General features: G+C 61.2%; 17 protein-coding genes. All 17 read right to left on the bottom strand.

The annotated features are described in order from the left end of the window. Window positions 1–48: 48 nt before the first annotated feature. Window positions 49–1,521: a ribosome biogenesis GTPase Der gene (gene der, locus AC6I6U_RS09870; protein ID WP_497881760.1), complete on the bottom strand. Its 1,473-nt coding sequence runs from the start codon at window positions 1,519–1,521 to the stop codon at window positions 49–51. A 139-nt stretch (window positions 1,522–1,660) separates the two neighbouring features. Next, the gene (bamB, locus tag AC6I6U_RS09865; protein WP_497881759.1) at window positions 1,661–2,812 is read right to left on the bottom strand and encodes an outer membrane protein assembly factor BamB; all 1,152 of its coding nucleotides are present in this window, start codon (window positions 2,810–2,812) and stop codon (window positions 1,661–1,663) included. Beyond that, window positions 2,805–3,446 (bottom strand): tetratricopeptide repeat protein, encoded by a 642-nt coding sequence (locus AC6I6U_RS09860; protein ID WP_497881758.1) that lies wholly within the window; start codon window positions 3,444–3,446, stop codon window positions 2,805–2,807. Before AC6I6U_RS09860 ends, bamB begins: the two co-directional genes overlap by 8 nt. 40 nt (window positions 3,447–3,486) lie before the next feature. Next, window positions 3,487–4,776 (bottom strand): histidine--tRNA ligase, encoded by a 1,290-nt coding sequence (hisS, locus tag AC6I6U_RS09855; RefSeq protein ID WP_497881757.1) that lies wholly within the window; start codon window positions 4,774–4,776, stop codon window positions 3,487–3,489. Window positions 4,777–4,798: 22 nt separating this feature from the next. After that, window positions 4,799–5,908, bottom strand: a complete 1,110-nt coding sequence (ispG, locus tag AC6I6U_RS09850; RefSeq protein ID WP_497881756.1) for a flavodoxin-dependent (E)-4-hydroxy-3-methylbut-2-enyl-diphosphate synthase — start codon at window positions 5,906–5,908, stop codon at window positions 4,799–4,801. Window positions 5,909–5,911: 3 nt separating this feature from the next. Beyond that, the gene (locus AC6I6U_RS09845) at window positions 5,912–6,907 is read right to left on the bottom strand and encodes a RodZ domain-containing protein (protein WP_497881755.1); all 996 of its coding nucleotides are present in this window, start codon (window positions 6,905–6,907) and stop codon (window positions 5,912–5,914) included. Continuing rightward, window positions 6,907–7,665 carry a type IV pilus biogenesis/stability protein PilW gene (gene pilW / locus AC6I6U_RS09840; protein ID WP_497881754.1) on the bottom strand — a complete coding sequence of 253 codons (759 nt, stop codon included), beginning with the start codon at window positions 7,663–7,665 and terminating at the stop codon, window positions 6,907–6,909. Before pilW ends, AC6I6U_RS09845 begins: the two co-directional genes overlap by 1 nt. 23 nt (window positions 7,666–7,688) lie before the next feature. After that, the gene (gene rlmN, locus AC6I6U_RS09835) at window positions 7,689–8,837 is read right to left on the bottom strand and encodes a dual-specificity RNA methyltransferase RlmN (protein WP_497881753.1); all 1,149 of its coding nucleotides are present in this window, start codon (window positions 8,835–8,837) and stop codon (window positions 7,689–7,691) included. 28 nt (window positions 8,838–8,865) lie between these two features. Then, window positions 8,866–9,291 carry a nucleoside-diphosphate kinase gene (gene ndk, locus AC6I6U_RS09830; protein ID WP_186681002.1) on the bottom strand — a complete coding sequence of 142 codons (426 nt, stop codon included), beginning with the start codon at window positions 9,289–9,291 and terminating at the stop codon, window positions 8,866–8,868. A gap of 104 nt (window positions 9,292–9,395) precedes the next feature. Beyond that, window positions 9,396–9,596, bottom strand: a complete 201-nt coding sequence (gene iscX, locus AC6I6U_RS09825) for a Fe-S cluster assembly protein IscX (protein WP_497881752.1) — start codon at window positions 9,594–9,596, stop codon at window positions 9,396–9,398. A 14-nt stretch (window positions 9,597–9,610) separates the two neighbouring features. After that, entirely contained in the window at window positions 9,611–9,952 is a 342-nt protein-coding gene (gene fdx, locus AC6I6U_RS09820) for an ISC system 2Fe-2S type ferredoxin (RefSeq protein ID WP_186681006.1), read from the bottom strand. 2 nt (window positions 9,953–9,954) lie between these two features. Then, window positions 9,955–11,817: a Fe-S protein assembly chaperone HscA gene (gene hscA, locus AC6I6U_RS09815; RefSeq protein WP_497881751.1), complete on the bottom strand. Its 1,863-nt coding sequence runs from the start codon at window positions 11,815–11,817 to the stop codon at window positions 9,955–9,957. A 46-nt stretch (window positions 11,818–11,863) separates the two neighbouring features. After that, window positions 11,864–12,385 carry a co-chaperone HscB gene (gene hscB, locus AC6I6U_RS09810; RefSeq protein WP_497881750.1) on the bottom strand — a complete coding sequence of 174 codons (522 nt, stop codon included), beginning with the start codon at window positions 12,383–12,385 and terminating at the stop codon, window positions 11,864–11,866. An 8-nt stretch (window positions 12,386–12,393) separates the two neighbouring features. Further along, window positions 12,394–12,717, bottom strand: a complete 324-nt coding sequence (iscA, locus tag AC6I6U_RS09805; protein WP_017904917.1) for an iron-sulfur cluster assembly protein IscA — start codon at window positions 12,715–12,717, stop codon at window positions 12,394–12,396. Window positions 12,718–12,762: 45 nt separating this feature from the next. Beyond that, entirely contained in the window at window positions 12,763–13,149 is a 387-nt protein-coding gene (gene iscU, locus AC6I6U_RS09800) for a Fe-S cluster assembly scaffold IscU (RefSeq protein ID WP_007929523.1), read from the bottom strand. 101 nt (window positions 13,150–13,250) lie between these two features. Then, entirely contained in the window at window positions 13,251–14,465 is a 1,215-nt protein-coding gene (locus AC6I6U_RS09795) for an IscS subfamily cysteine desulfurase (RefSeq protein ID WP_497881749.1), read from the bottom strand. A 50-nt stretch (window positions 14,466–14,515) separates the two neighbouring features. Continuing rightward, window positions 14,516–15,007 (bottom strand): Fe-S cluster assembly transcriptional regulator IscR, encoded by a 492-nt coding sequence (iscR, locus tag AC6I6U_RS09790; protein ID WP_497881748.1) that lies wholly within the window; start codon window positions 15,005–15,007, stop codon window positions 14,516–14,518. Window positions 15,008–15,052 lie beyond the last annotated feature (45 nt).

Genomic DNA, 15,052 nt, shown 5'->3' with positions numbered 1-15,052 from the left:
GCCAGGCATGAAAAAGGGCGCCAGGGGCGCCCTCTTCCGAGTCCGGGATCAGCGCTTGTCGCGGCGCTTTTTCTCGGCTTTCTTGTGGTGCGACATCAAGCGACGCTTCTTGTTGACCTGGCGGTCGGTCAGCGTGTTCTTGTTGCCCTCGTACGGGTTGTCGCCGCCCTTGAACTCGATGCGGATCGGCGTACCGACCAGCTTCAGCACACGGCGATAGGTGTTTTCCAGATACCGCACATACGATTTCGGAACCTTCTCGACCTGGTTGCCGTGGATCACGATCAGCGGCGGGTTGGCACCACCGAGGTGGGCATAGCGCAGCTTGATCCGACGGTTGTTGACCATCGGCGGCGCGTGCTCGGACACCGCGTCCTCGAGGATCTGGGTCAGGCGGCTGGTCGGCCAACGGGTCACCGCCGACTTGAACGAGTTCTGCACCGACTGGTACAGGTTGCCCACGCCGGTACCGTGCAACGCCGAAATGAAGTGGATGTCGGCGAAGTCGACGAAGAACAGTCGGCGTTCCAGCTCGGTCTTCACGTAGTCACGCTCGCCCGGGGTCATGCCGTCCCACTTGTTCAGCGCGATAACGATCGCCCGACCGGACTCCAGGGCGAAACCGAGCAGGTTCAGGTCGTGGTCGACCACGCCTTCGCGGGCGTCCATGACGAAAATCACCACGTTGGCGTCCTTGATCGCCTGCAGGGTCTTTACCACGGAGAATTTTTCGACTTCCTCGTGGATCTTGCCGCGCTTGCGCACGCCGGCGGTGTCGATCAGCGTGTACTTCTCCTCGTTGCGTTCGAACGGGATGTAGATGCTGTCGCGGGTAGTGCCGGGCTGGTCATAGACGATCACCCGGTCTTCACCGAGCATGCGGTTGACCAAGGTCGACTTGCCGACGTTCGGCCGGCCGATGATAGCGATCTTGATGCCATCCTTCTCGCTCGGACCAGGAATGCGCTTGGCTTCCTCGCCTTCGGCAACCTCTTCCTCTTCGCCCTCTTGCGGCTCTTCCTCGTCGTCTTTCGGGAACTCGCTCAGGGCGACTTCCAGCATCTGGGTGATGCCACGACCGTGGGCACCGGCGATCGGAATCGCATCGCCCAGACCCATCGGGCTGAACTCGGCACGGGCCATGTCCGGATCGATGTTGTCGATCTTGTTGGCAACCACGTAGGAACGCTTGTTGCGCTTGCGCAGGTGTTCGCCAATCATCTGGTCGGCGGCGGTGTAGCCGGCCTTGGCATCCACCAGGAACAGCACGACATCGGCTTCTTCAATGGCCAGCAGCGACTGCTCGGCCATTTTCTCGTCCATGCCATGCTCGTCGCCGGAGATACCGCCGGTGTCGATCACAATATAGGAGCGCCCCTGCCACTTTGCCTCACCGTACTGGCGATCACGGGTCAGACCGGACAGGTCGCCAACGATGGCGTCACGACTGCGGGTCAGGCGGTTGAACAAGGTGGACTTGCCGACGTTCGGTCGGCCCACCAGGGCGATTACGGGAACCATGCGGCTCTCCACTTCGTTATTTCAGAAAATACAAAAGCCGCTGCATGGCAGCGGCTGGTGCTCGGGGGCGACGCCGGAAGGTGTCGCAAACCTCGCAAAGCGAGGCCGCTTGGGGATTCCCCCAAGCATAGTCAAAGCCTTACTTGATGGTCAGGGCTTCCAGTTTGCCGCTGTTGCCATACACGTAGATCATGTCACCCACCACCAGCGGACGAACCCGCAGGCCGTCGCTGTCGATGCGTTCGCGACCGACGAAACGACCGTCCACCTGGCTCAGCAGGTGCAGGTAGCCTTCGAAGTCGCCGACCGCCACGTAGCTGGAGAACACTTCCGGTGCCGACAGCTGGCGACGCGCCAGGGAGTCGTTGCTCCAGATGGCGGTGGTCGAACGCTCGTCGACGCCTTCGACGGTGCCCGAGGCCAGCGCGACATAGACGCTACCGAAGCCCTGGGCGACGCCCGCGTAGCTGGAGGCATCACGCTGCCAGAGTACACGGCCGCTTTCCAGATCCAGGGCGGCCATGCGGCCCTGGTAGCTGGCGACATACAAGGTACCGCCGGACAGCAGCAGGCCACCGTCGATATCGACCACACGCTCCAGCTCGGAGCGACCTTGCGGAATGGCCACGCGGGTTTCCCATGCCGGCACGCCGTTCTGGGTATCCAGGGCGACGACCTTGCCAGTCGACAGGCCAGCCACCGCCAGGTGGTTGGTCACCAACGGTGCACCGGTGCCACGCAAGGTCAAGACTGCCGGCGAGCTGTCGTACAACCAGCGCTGGTTACCGGTGGAAGCGTCGAGGCCGATCACGCGGTCATCCTGGGTCTGGACCACCACCACGTCACCATTGTTCGCCGGTGCGGACAGCACTTCGCTGGTCACGTGGGAGCGCCATTTCTCTTCGCCGCTGCTGGCATCCAGGGCAATGATCTCGCCCTTGAGGGTACCCAGCAACACCAGGCCGTAGCCGACGCCGACACCACCGGATACCGGCAGCTCCAGGTCCTTCTTCCACTTCACGTCGCCATTCATGCGATCCATGGCCACCACCACGCCACTGTCGTCGGCGGCGTAGAGGGTGTCGCCATCAACGGCGGGAACCAGCATGTTGTAGATCTTGCCCTGGCCATCACCGATGGAGCGGCTCCACTGCTTCTGCAGAACCACTTCTTCCTTGAAGGAAGTCAGCTCGGCCGGTGGCAGTTCTTTCTTGCTGTTGCTGCTGCAACCCGCGGCCAGAATGGCCAGGGCCAGCAATGCTGCATGTTTCCAACGGATCACGTCACGCATCCCCTTTGGCCAAGTCGTCGAGCTTGATTTGTAAGCCACCGACCGCCGCTTCATCGGAAAGCGCCGCCTTGGCCTTTTGGTACGCAGCATGGGCTTCATCGTTACGACCCAGTTGAACCAGCAGGTCCCCCTTGAGTTCTTCACGACTGGCCAGGAACGCCTTGTCAGCATCGCCGACGAGCAGTTTCAGTGCATCGTCAGCCTTGTTCTGTGCAGCCAGTACCTGAGCCAGGCGCTGGCGCGCAACTTCACCCAGGGTGCCGTTGACCGGCTTGTCGACCACCGCCTTGAGCTCGGTAGCTGCGTCATCCAACTTGCCGGTATCGACCGCGACTTTCGCGACGAACAGGCTACCGTATTGCGCGTAGGCGGTGCCGCCATACTGGGTATTGAGCTTGCCGGCCAGATCGGCGACGCGCGCCGGATCAGGCTTGCCGTCAGGCGTCAGGGTGCTTTCCAGCAGTTCCTGATAGAGCACCGAGGCACCTTGCGACTGGTTGTTCTGGTACTTGTGCCAGGCCTGCCAGCCGAACACCACCACTAGCGCCAGCAGGCCGCCGGTGACCAGGGGCTTGCCGTTACGCTGCCACCATTCCTTCATCTCGGCTACGTGATCATCTTCGGAACTCGACACCCCAATACTCCTTATTCTCTAAATCGGCTGTTTTACAGCTTCAACCCTGCACGACGCAGGTGGACAAGTGCTCGGAAAGAGCATCCCAGGCAATGCTTTGTTGCTCGCCCTGGCCACGCAGGGGTTTGAAACCTACCACTTGCTGAGCCAATTCGTCGTCTCCGAGGATCAAGGCGTACAGCGCACCACTCTTGTCAGCTTTCTTGAACTGGCTCTTGAAGCTACCGGCACCGGCGTTGATCTGCAAACGCAGGTTCGGCAACTGGTCACGAACCTTCTCGCTCAGGGCCAGCGCCGCCAGTTCTGCAGCCTCGCCGAAGGCGCAGAGGTACACGTCGACCTGCCGGGAAATCTCTTCAGGCACCTGCTCCAGGGTTTCCAGCAGCAGGATCAGGCGCTCGATACCCATGGCGAAACCAACGCCAGGGGTCGGCTTGCCGCCCATCTGCTCGACCAGGCCGTCGTAGCGACCACCGGCACAGACGGTGCCCTGGGCACCCAACTGGTCGGTGACCCACTCGAACACGGTCTTGCTGTAGTAATCCAGGCCACGGACCAGCTTGGGGTTGATCACATAGGGAATGCCGGCTGCATCAAGACGGGCCTTGAGGCCTTCGAAGTGCAGGCGCGACTCTTCATCGAGGTAGTCGGCCAGCTTCGGCGCATCCACCAATACCGCCTGGGTGTCGACGTTCTTGGTGTCGAGCACGCGCAGCGGGTTGGTCTTGAGACGACGCTGGCTGTCTTCGTCCAGTTGCTCGAAGCGCGCGGAAAGATACTCCACCAGCGCCTCGCGATAGCGACCACGGGACTCGCTGGTGCCCAGGCTGTTGAGCTCCAGCTTGACCGCGTTGCGGATGCCCAGCAGGCCCCACAGGCGCCAGGTCAGCACGATCAGCTCGGCGTCGATGTCCGGACCGTCGATATTGAACACTTCGCAGCCAATCTGGTGGAACTGGCGATAACGGCCTTTCTGCGGACGTTCGTGACGGAACATCGGGCCGATGTACCAGAGCTTCTGCTGCTGGCCGCCACCACTGATGCCGTGCTCCAGCACCGCACGCACGCAGGCCGCGGTGCCTTCCGGACGCAGGGTCAGCGAATCGCCGTTGCGGTCCTCGAAGGTGTACATCTCTTTTTCGACGATGTCGGTCACTTCGCCGATGGAGCGCTTGAACAGCTCGGTGAACTCGACGATCGGCATGCGGATCTGCTTGTAACCGTAGTTATCCAGCAGACGCGCAACGGTGCCTTCGAAATAGCGCCAGAGCGGCGTCTGCTCAGGCAGGATGTCGTTCATGCCACGAATGGCTTGCAGGGACTTGCTCACAGATATTCCTTAAATTCTTCGATCAGCCGCGGGCGATGACTGCCGCGTCGGCTTCGACCTTTTCGGCCGCCTTCTGCCGGATCAGCTTTTCCAGCTCATCCACCAGGTTGTCATTCGTCAGTTTCTGCGACGGCTTGCCGTCGATGTAGATCAGGTTCGGCGTACCGCCGGTCAGCCCGACATGGGCTTCCTTGGCTTCACCGGGGCCATTCACCACACAGCCGATCACCGCGACATCCAGCGGCACCAGCAGGTCTTCCAGGCGCCCTTCCAGCTCGTTCATGGTCTTGACCACATCGAAATTCTGCCGCGAGCAGCTCGGGCAGGCGATGAAGTTGATCCCACGGGACCGCAGGTGCAGGGACTTGAGAATGTCGTAGCCGACTTTCACTTCCTCGACCGGGTCAGCCGCCAACGAGATGCGAATAGTATCGCCAATCCCTTCGGCCAGCAGCATACCGAGGCCGACCGCCGATTTCACCGTACCTGAACGCAAACCGCCAGCCTCGGTGATACCCAGGTGCAGCGGCTGGATGATTTCCTTGGCCAGCAGGCGGTAGGCTTCCACCGCCATGAACACGTCGGAGGCCTTCACACTGACCTTGAAGTCTTGGAAATTCAGGCGTTCCAGGTGTTCCACATGGCGCAAGGCGGACTCTACCAGCGCAGCCGGGGTCGGTTCGCCGTATTTTTTCTGCAGGTCCTTTTCCAGGGAGCCGGCATTGACGCCGATCCGGATCGGGATTCCGCGATCGCGGGCCGCGTCGACCACCGCGCGCACCCGATCTTCACGACCGATGTTGCCGGGGTTGATCCGCAGGCAGTCCACACCCAACTCGGCTACCCGCAGGGCGATCTTGTAGTCGAAGTGGATATCGGCAACCAGCGGCACCTTGACCTGCTGCTTGATCCGGCCGAAGGCCTCTGCAGCATCCATGTCCGGCACGGAAACCCGGACGATGTCGACGCCAGCCGCTTCCAGGCGGTTGATCTGGGCCACGGTGGCCGCGACATCATTGGTGTCGCTGTTGGTCATGCTCTGTACCGCGATGGGCGCATCACCGCCCACCGGCACCGAGCCGACCCAGATTTTGCGCGATTCGCGACGCTTGATTGGTGATTCGCCGTGCATGACTTATTGACCTAGCTTCAGGCGAGCAGTCTCGCCGCTGGTGAACGGGGCGACATCGACCGCCTGCCCGTTGTAGGTGACCTGTGCGCCCTTGGCGTAGCCCAGGCGGACTGCGAATGGCGGCTTGCCGCTGACTTCGAGCGAGTCGCCCTTGCGCTTTAGACCACTGAACAGAACCTTGCCACCGCCGTCGGTAACCTGGGTCCAGCAGTCGGCGATGAAGGTCACGTGAACCTGCCCGGCGCCGGCTACCGGTGCACTGACTGCGGCGGCGGGTGCGCTCGGCGCGCCATTGACTGGAGCACTTGGCGATACCGGCGAAACCGGGCTTGGTGCTGGCTGTGCAGGCACCACCAGCGATTGCGCAGCATGCGGTACTGGCACCACGGCCGGGGCCGCCGCTGGAGCGGTGGGCGCCGGGCTGGCTTCAGCAGCCGGTGCGGCCGGTTCGTCGTCCGGGTTGGACTGGTTCTGCGCGACAGCCTGGTCTTCCGGCTCGTCGATCGGATGAATCTGCGTGGTGCCGTCGGCGCTTTCGACTTCGACGTGCTCCATGCTGATCGCTGCCTGATCCTTGGTGCGCTGGCTGGTCTGGTCCTGCCACCAGACAAAACCGCCGCCGATCACGGCAATAAGCAGCAACAAACTGACAATTCGCAAAATGGTATGGGAAACCCGCACCGGCTCTTCGATACGACCGAGGGCGTGGACGTTGCTGCCCTGGGAATCGGTACCGGTGCACTGGTCGAACTGCTGCACCAGCACGGTCTGGTCCATGCCCAACAGTTTAGCGTACGCACGGATGTAACCGCGGGCAAAGGTATGCCCCGGCAGCTTGTCGAAGGCACCGGCCTCCAGATTGCTCAGGGAGCTACTGGTCAGGTTGAGCTTCAGGGCCACCTCGGCCAGCGTCCAACCATTGCTTTCGCGGGCCTGACGCAGGGTCTCACCGGGATTTACGCGAGTGGCTGCTACAACTTCTGGATGCGCCGCTTTCATCATTGCTCCGACAGGTATTGCTGATATTCCGGCGTACCGGGATAGAGTCGTTTTAATTGCAGGCCGTAACTGGCGACCTTGTCACGATCTTCGTAAATCTTCGCCAGGCGAACACCGAGCAGCAGACTACGGGCATTCTGCTCGCTGAGCTGGCTGAACTGCTCGTAATAATCACGCGCGGGCACATAATGCCTGTCTTCGTAAGACAACTCAGCCATTTCCAGCAAGGCACGTGGTTGCTGGCGATTGAGTCGCAGGGACTTGTCCATGTTCTGCCGGGCCAGTTCGCGATCGCCCAGGGCCAGGGCGGTCAGGCCGAGGTTCTCGTAGACCCGCGAACGCTCGGGGTAAAGACTGTCGGCAGCGGCTTGTTCGAAGCGCTCGTAGGCCTGCTTGTACTGCTTGCGCTCGTACAGGAAGCCACCGTAGTTGTTGAGAATCCGCGCATCATTCGGGCGCGAGGACAGCGCCTTGCGAAAATGCTGGTCGGCCAGGTCCCATTCCATTTCGGCCTGGAACACCAGCGCCAGGGCGGCATTGGCGTCGGCGTCGGAGCTGCTCAGCTCGAGGGCTTTCTTGAGCGGCACCTTGGCCTGCTCGGTCTGGCCCTGCTGCAGGTAGCCGAGCCCCAGTTGCACATACGCATTGCGCGCTTCATCACGCCCCTTGCCGGTACTCATCGGATCGACATTGCCTGTCGAAACGCAGCCGGCCAGCAGGCCGACGAACAGTACGAGGAGCGCTACGCGCAGGGTCATGGAGTTCCTCTCTCAGGTTCAGCTCAGGTTCGGCTCGAAGCGCTACGCGGCATATCGGCATCGGCGCTCAGTTCACGCACGGCGATATAACGTTCGCTGCGACGGGTGCGGTCCAGCACCTGCCCGACCAACTGCCCGCAGGCAGCATCGATGTCTTCACCGCGGGTGGTGCGCACGGTGACGTTGTAGCCAGCCTGGTGCAGCAGATCCTGGAAGCGCCGGATCGCGTTGTTGCTAGGACGCTCGTAACCCGAATGCGGGAACGGGTTGAACGGGATCAGGTTGATCTTGCACGGCGTATCCTTGAGCAGCTCGATCATCTCGACCGCATGCTCGACCTGGTCGTTCACATCCTTGAGCAGGGTGTACTCGACGGTCAGGACGCGCTTCTCGCCCAGGGTGTCCATGTAGCGACGGCACGACTCGAGCAGCATCTTGAGCGGGTACTTCTTGTTGATCGGTACCAGCTGGTTGCGCAGTGCATCGTTCGGCGCGTGCAGCGACAGCGCCAGGGACACGTCGATGTGCTGGGCCAGCACGTCGATCATCGGTACCACGCCGGAGGTCGACAGGGTCACGCGGCGCTTGGAGATGCCGTAGCCCAGGTCGTCCATCATCAGGCGCATGGCGGCGATGACGTTGTCGAAGTTCAGCAGCGGTTCGCCCATGCCCATCATCACCACGTTGGTGATGGCACGGTCGATGGAGGCCGGAATGCTGCCAAAGGATTTGTTGGCAATCCACACCTGGCCGATCACTTCGGCGGCGGTGAGGTTGCTATTGAAGCCTTGCTTGCCGGTGGAGCAGAAACTGCAGTCCAGGGCACAGCCTGCCTGGGACGAAACGCATAAGGTACCGCGCTTGCCCTGGGGAATGTAGACGGTCTCGACGCAACTGCCGGACGCCACGCGTACCACCCATTTGCGGGTGCCGTCGCTGGAGATGTCCTCGCTGACGATTTCGGGACCACGAACTTCGGCAACAGCCTTGAGCTTTTCGCGCAAGGCCTTGCTGACGTTCGTCATGGCGTCGAAATCGTCGACGCCAAAGTGGTGAATCCACTTCATTACCTGACCGGCACGGAAACGCTTCTCCCCGATCGAGTCGAAGAATTTCTCCATTTCCGGCTGGGTCAGCCCCAGCAGGTTGGTTTTCACAGCAGATGTAGTCATGGATTCACCTTCACTCGTCAGCCGTGGCTTAGCGAGTGGTTACTTCGGTAGCAGCGAAGAAGTAAGCGATTTCGCGAGCAGCGGCGGCTTCGGAGTCCGAGCCGTGAACGGCGTTGGCGTCGATGGATTCAGCGAAGTCGGCGCGGATAGTGCCTGGAGCAGCTTCCTTAGGGTTGGTGGCGCCCATCAGCTCGCGGTTACGAACGATAGCGTTTTCGCCTTCCAGAACCTGAACGACAACCGGGCCGGAAGTCATGAAGGCAACCAGGTCAGCGAAGAAACCACGAGCGCTGTGCTCAGCGTAGAAGCCTTCGGCTTCGGCTTTCGACAGTTGCTTGAGTTTCGAAGCAACAACGCGCAGGCCGGCTTTTTCGAAACGGGTGGTAATTTCGCCGATGACGTTTTTTGCAACAGCGTCAGGCTTGATGATGGAGAAAGTGCGTTGAACAGCCATGGTGTAACTCCAGAAACGATAATTTGCGAAAAATTAAACCCGCGAATTATACGCGGGTTCTTGGGTATTGCCTAACTCGGGTATTGCTTGATCTTACCGCCGGATCAGTCGCGTTCTTCGATCCAGTGGGCCTGGATGGCCTCCAGTACCTTCTCGCCACAATGTTCCGGTTTATCATCGAACTCCGGCAACTCCATGACCCACTTGCGCAGATCGACGAAATTGACCGCTATCGGGTCGATATCCGGCTTGCTTTCAGCCAGTTGGATGGCAATTTCCAGCACATCAGTCCACTTCAGACTCATGATATGTCCTTGACTCAGTGCGGCGCTTCGGCAGCGTGGTTCAGCGAATACTTGGGAATCTCGACCGTCAGGTCCTCGGTGCCGACAATCGCCTGGCAAGCCAGGCGGGACTGGGCTTCCAGCCCCCATGCACGGTCGAGGAAGTCCTCTTCCAGTTCGTCGGCCTCTTCCAGCGAATCGAAGCCCTCGCGAATGATGCAATGGCAGGTGGTGCATGCACAGACGCCACCACAGGCACTTTCCATCTCGATGTGATGCTCATGGGCCAGATCGAGGATGGAAGTACCGGGCTCGGCCTCGACCACCATGCCATCCGGGCAAAACTTTTCATGGGGCAGAAAAATGACCTGCGGCATCGTTATTCCTCAATCTCGTTCAGGTTGCGTCCGGCCAGCGCGGCTTTCACCGTCGAATCCAGGCGGCGGGCCGCAAAGGCATCGGTCACTTGCGACAGACGCTTGGTCTGCTGCTCGATGGCATGGCCATCGGTTCTCTTTATCAGTTCGCTCAGTTCCTGCACCTGCAGCTCGATGACCATGCGCTCTTCGGCGTCGAGCAGGCGCTCGCCATCAGCCTCCAGGGCGCCCTGCACCGCCTCGACCAGACGCTGGGCATCGACCTGCTGCTCGCGCAGCACGCGGGCAACCTTGTCGTCGCCGGCATACTGGAACGAATCCTTGAGCATCCGGGTGATTTCACCGTCGGTCAGGCCATAGGATGGCTTGACCTGGATGCTCGCCTCGACGCCCGAACCCAATTCGCGAGCGGAGACACTGAGCAGGCCATCGGCATCGACCTGGAAGGTCACGCGGATCTTCGCCGCGCCAGCGACCATCGCCGGGATACCACGTAGTTCGAAGCGCGCCAGCGAGCGGCAGTCACTGATCAATTCACGCTCGCCTTGCAGCACGTGAATCGCCATGGCCGTCTGGCCATCCTTATAGGTAGTGAAATCCTGGCCGCGAGCCACGGGAATGGTGGTGTTGCGCGGAATCACCTTCTCCATCAGGCCGCCCATGGTCTCAAGCCCCAGGGACAGTGGAATGACGTCCAGCAGCAGCAATTCGCCACCTTCGCGCTTGTTGCCGGCCAGGGTATCGGCCTGGATTGCGGCACCAATGGCCACCACCTGATCCGGGTCGATCTCGGTCAGCGGCTGACGACCGAACATCTCGGCCACTGCCTCGCGAACACGCGGGACGCGGGTCGAACCACCGACCATGACCACCGCGTGCACGTCTTCGAGCTCGACGTTCGAGTCCCGCACGGCGCGGCGGCAGGCCTTGAGGCTGCGAGCGACCATCGGTTCGATCAGGACATCGAAAGTTTCGCGGGTCAGTTGCGCACGCCAGTCACCATAGACGACTTCGACGGCTGCGGCATCAGTCAGCGCTTCCTTGGCTGCACAGGCGGCCTGCAACAGGCTACGCTGGGCACCTGGATCCAGGTTCACCGACAACCCGGCCTGCTCGATGATCCAGCCGGCGATCGCATGGTCGAAATCGTCGCCACCCAGGGCACTGTCGCCACCGGTGGCCAGGACTTCGAAAACCCCGCCGGTCAGGCGCAGGATGGAAATATCGAACGTACCGCCGCCCAGGTCATAGATCGCCACCACACCTTCGGCATGCTGGTCCAGGCCATAGGCTACTGCCGCGGCAGTCGGCTCATTGAGCAGGCGCAGGACGTTCAGGCCGGCCAGACGGGCCGCATCCTTGGTCGCCTGGCGCTGGGCGTCGTCGAAATAGGCCGGCACGGTGATCACCGCACCGACCAGCTCGCCACCCAGGGTCGCCTCGGCGCGCTGGCGCAGTACCCGCAGAATATCGGCGGAGACTTCGACCGGGCTCTTCGGACCCTGCACGGTGTCGATGAACGGCATGTGCGACTCGCCACCGACAAAGCGGTAAGGCAGTTGCTCGCCCAATTGCTTGACGTCCGACAGGCCACGCCCCATCAGGCGCTTGACCGACAGCACGGTATTGAGCGGATCACTGGAAGCCGCCAGACGGGCCGACTGGCCTACCTCGACGCGATCGGCGTGGTAGCGTACCGCGGACGGCAGGATCACCTGCCCGTCGGCATCGGCCAGGGGCTCGGAAAGACCACTGCGCAATGCAGCGACCAGCGAATTGGTAGTGCCCAGGTCAATCCCCACCGCCAGACGACGCTGGTGCGGCTGTGGGCTTTGGCCTGGTTCGGCGATCTGCAGTAGGGCCATGGTTATCTGGACTTATCTGAATATCAGGCGTGCGGCAGCACGGGGGTTAATCGTCGAGGCGCTCTTCTAACTGGCGCACTTCGTAGGTGAGCTTGTCGAGGAATTGCATGCGCCGCATCAGGCGTTCGGCCTGTTCGCGTTGCGCGGCATCATTCCAGCAAGCTGCGAAGCTTTCGTTCAACGCATCCTGGGCCGCCTTCAAGCGCCGCTTGAAAGCGGCAATACCCGGCAGGTCGGCATCGTCCTGCAGATCCTCGAGCTCTTCACGCCATTGCATCTGCTGCATGAGGAAATCAGGATCGTGCACGGTGACTTCCACCGGCACCTCGCCGCCATTCATCGCCAGCAGGTAACGCGCGCGCTTGGGCGGGCTCTTGAGGGTCTGGTAGGCCTCATTGAGGCTGGCGGAACGCTCCAGCGCCAGGCGCTGCTCACGCTCGGATGCATCGGCGAAACGGTCCGGATGGACGGCGCGCGCCAACTCACGGTAGCGCGCGGCCAACTGATCGAGGTCCAGCGTGAAGCCAGGTTGCAGCTCGAACAAAGCGAAATGACAAGGAGTACCCACGAATAGCCTCAGACGTTGAAGCTTTCGCCGCAGCCACACTCACCGCGCACGTTGGGGTTGTTGAACTTGAAGCCTTCGTTCAACCCTTCCTTGACGAAATCCAGCTCGGTGCCATCAAGGTAGGCCAGACTCTTCGGGTCGATGATCACTTTTTCACCGTGACTCTCGAACACCTGGTCTTCCGCCACCACCTCGTCGACGAACTCCAGCACGTAGGCAAGGCCGGAACAGCCTGTGGTGCGAACACCCAGGCGAATGCCTTCACCCTTGCCGCGCCCGTCGAGGGAGCGTCGCACGTGTCGAGCAGCCGCTTCTGTCATGCTGATAGCCATCGGGGACTCCTTAGCTTTTCGCTCAAATCTTCAACGCCGGATCGATCAGATCAGGCCTTTCTTCTGCTTGTAGTCGCGAACGGCAGCCTTGATGGCGTCTTCGGCGAGTACGGAGCAGTGGATCTTCACTGGCGGCAGAGCCAGTTCTTCGGCCAGCTGAGTGTTCTTGATGGTCTCTGCTTCATCCAGAGTCTTGCCCTTCATCCACTCGGTAGCCAGGGAGCTGGAGGCGATAGCCGAACCGCAGCCGTAGGTCTTGAACTTGGCATCTTCGATGATGCCCTGCTCGTTGACCTTGATCTGCAGGCGCATAACGTCACCGCACGCCGGGGCGCCGACCATGCCGGTACCGACATCCGGATCCTCGGCATTCATCTTGCCGACGTTGCGCGGGTTTTCGTAGTGGTCGATGACCTTTTCACTGTAAGCCATGGTACTTATTCCTCACTCATCAGGGCCGCTCTCGACCCTGCAGCTACGCCAGACATCATTTGCCGCGTCGCTACAGGACCTGTATGTGGCGGCTTCTTTATTTAGTGTGCCGCCCACTCGATTTTCGAGATATCGACGCCATCCTTGAACATGTCCCACAGCGGCGACAGGGCGCGCAGCTTGGTGACTGCCTCGCAGACCTTCTGCGCGGCGTAATCGATTTCTTCCTCGGTGGTGAAGCGGCCGAAGGTGAAACGGATCGAGCTGTGTGCCAGTTCGTCGTTGCGGCCCAGGGCGCGCAGTACGTACGAAGGTTCCAGCGAAGCCGAGGTACAGGCCGAACCGGAGGAGACCGCCAGGTCCTTGAGCGCCATGATCAGCGACTCGCCTTCGACGTAGTTGAAGCTCAGGTTCAGGTTGTGCGGTACGCGAGCGGTCATGCTGCCGTTGACGTACAGCTCTTCCAGATGCTCGACCTGCTTGAAGAAACGGTCGCTCAGGGCCTTGATGCGCACGTTCTCGGCAGCCATGTCTTCCTTGGCCACGCGGAAGGCTTCACCCATGCCGACGATCTGGTGGGTCGCCAGGGTGCCGGAACGCATGCCGCGCTCGTGACCGCCGCCGTGCATGGTCGCCTCGAGGCGCACACGCGGCTTGCGGCTGACGTACAACGCACCGATGCCTTTCGGACCATAGGTCTTGTGGGCGGAGAAGGACATCAGGTCGACCTTCAGCTTCTGCAGGTCGATCTCGACCTTGCCGGTCGATTGGGCTGCGTCAACGTGGAACAGCACACCGCGCGAGCGGGTCAGCTCGCCAATGGCGGCGATGTCGTTGACGGTGCCGATTTCGTTGTTCACGTGCATGATCGACACCAGGATGGTGTCTTCGCGCAATGCGGCTTCGATCATGGCCGGAGTGATCAGGCCATCTTCACCTGGCTCGATGTAGGTAACTTCGAAACCTTCGCGCTCCAGTTGGCGCGTGGTGTCGAGGACCGCCTTGTGCTCGATCTTGCTGGTGATCAGGTGCTTGCCCTTGGTGTGGTAGAAATGCGCAACACCCTTGATCGCCAGGTTGTCGGACTCGGTGGCACCGGAAGTCCAGACGATTTCACGCGGGTCGGCATTGACCAAGTCAGCGACCTGGCGACGGGCGTTTTCCACGGATTCCTCGGCTTTCCAGCCGAACACATGGGAACGCGAGGCCGGGTTACCGAAGTTTCCGTCGACCAGCAGGCATTCACTCATCTTTTGCGCAACACGCGGATCAACCGGGGTTGTCGCGGAGTAATCAAGGTAAATCGGCAATTTCATGGACTATCTCCTAAATCAGGCTGGCTGGCGCACCGCTGGCTCTTTGGCTGTCATTCGACGGCGGACGCTTCGATCTTATCCAGGCGCGGCGCCTTGCTATTACAGCGGCGCTGGTCCTGACGCTGGGCGACCTCTTGCACTTCACGGCGAGTGACAAGGTCCGCCAGACTGATACCACTGAGAAATTCGTGGATCTGCAGGCTGAGGTCGCACCACAGGTGGTGGGTCAGGCAGGTGTCGCCAGAGTGGCAATCACCCAGCCCCTGGCATTTGGTGGCATCGACCGATTCATTCACGGCATCGATCACCTGGGCGACCTGGATCCCCTGCATGTCCCGCGACAGCTGGTAGCCGCCACCCGGACCACGGACGCTGGAAACCAGGTTGCTGCGGCGCAGCTTGGCGAACAGCTGTTCGAGGTAGGACAGGGAGATGCCTTGGCGCTCGGAGATATCGGCCAGGGACACCGGCCCGTGTTGCGCGTGCAACGCCAGGTCGAGCATGGCGGTCACGGCGTATCGGCCTTTTGTAGTCAGTCGCATGGACAATTACCACGGAGTTACGGAATGGGTACGAGTATGCGATTC

It is taken from the genome of Pseudomonas sp. UTLPPB19802 (genome assembly GCF_059730225.1).
The sequence above is the reverse complement of the archived record's forward strand: the minus strand, read 5'-3'. Positions and strand labels throughout refer to the sequence as shown.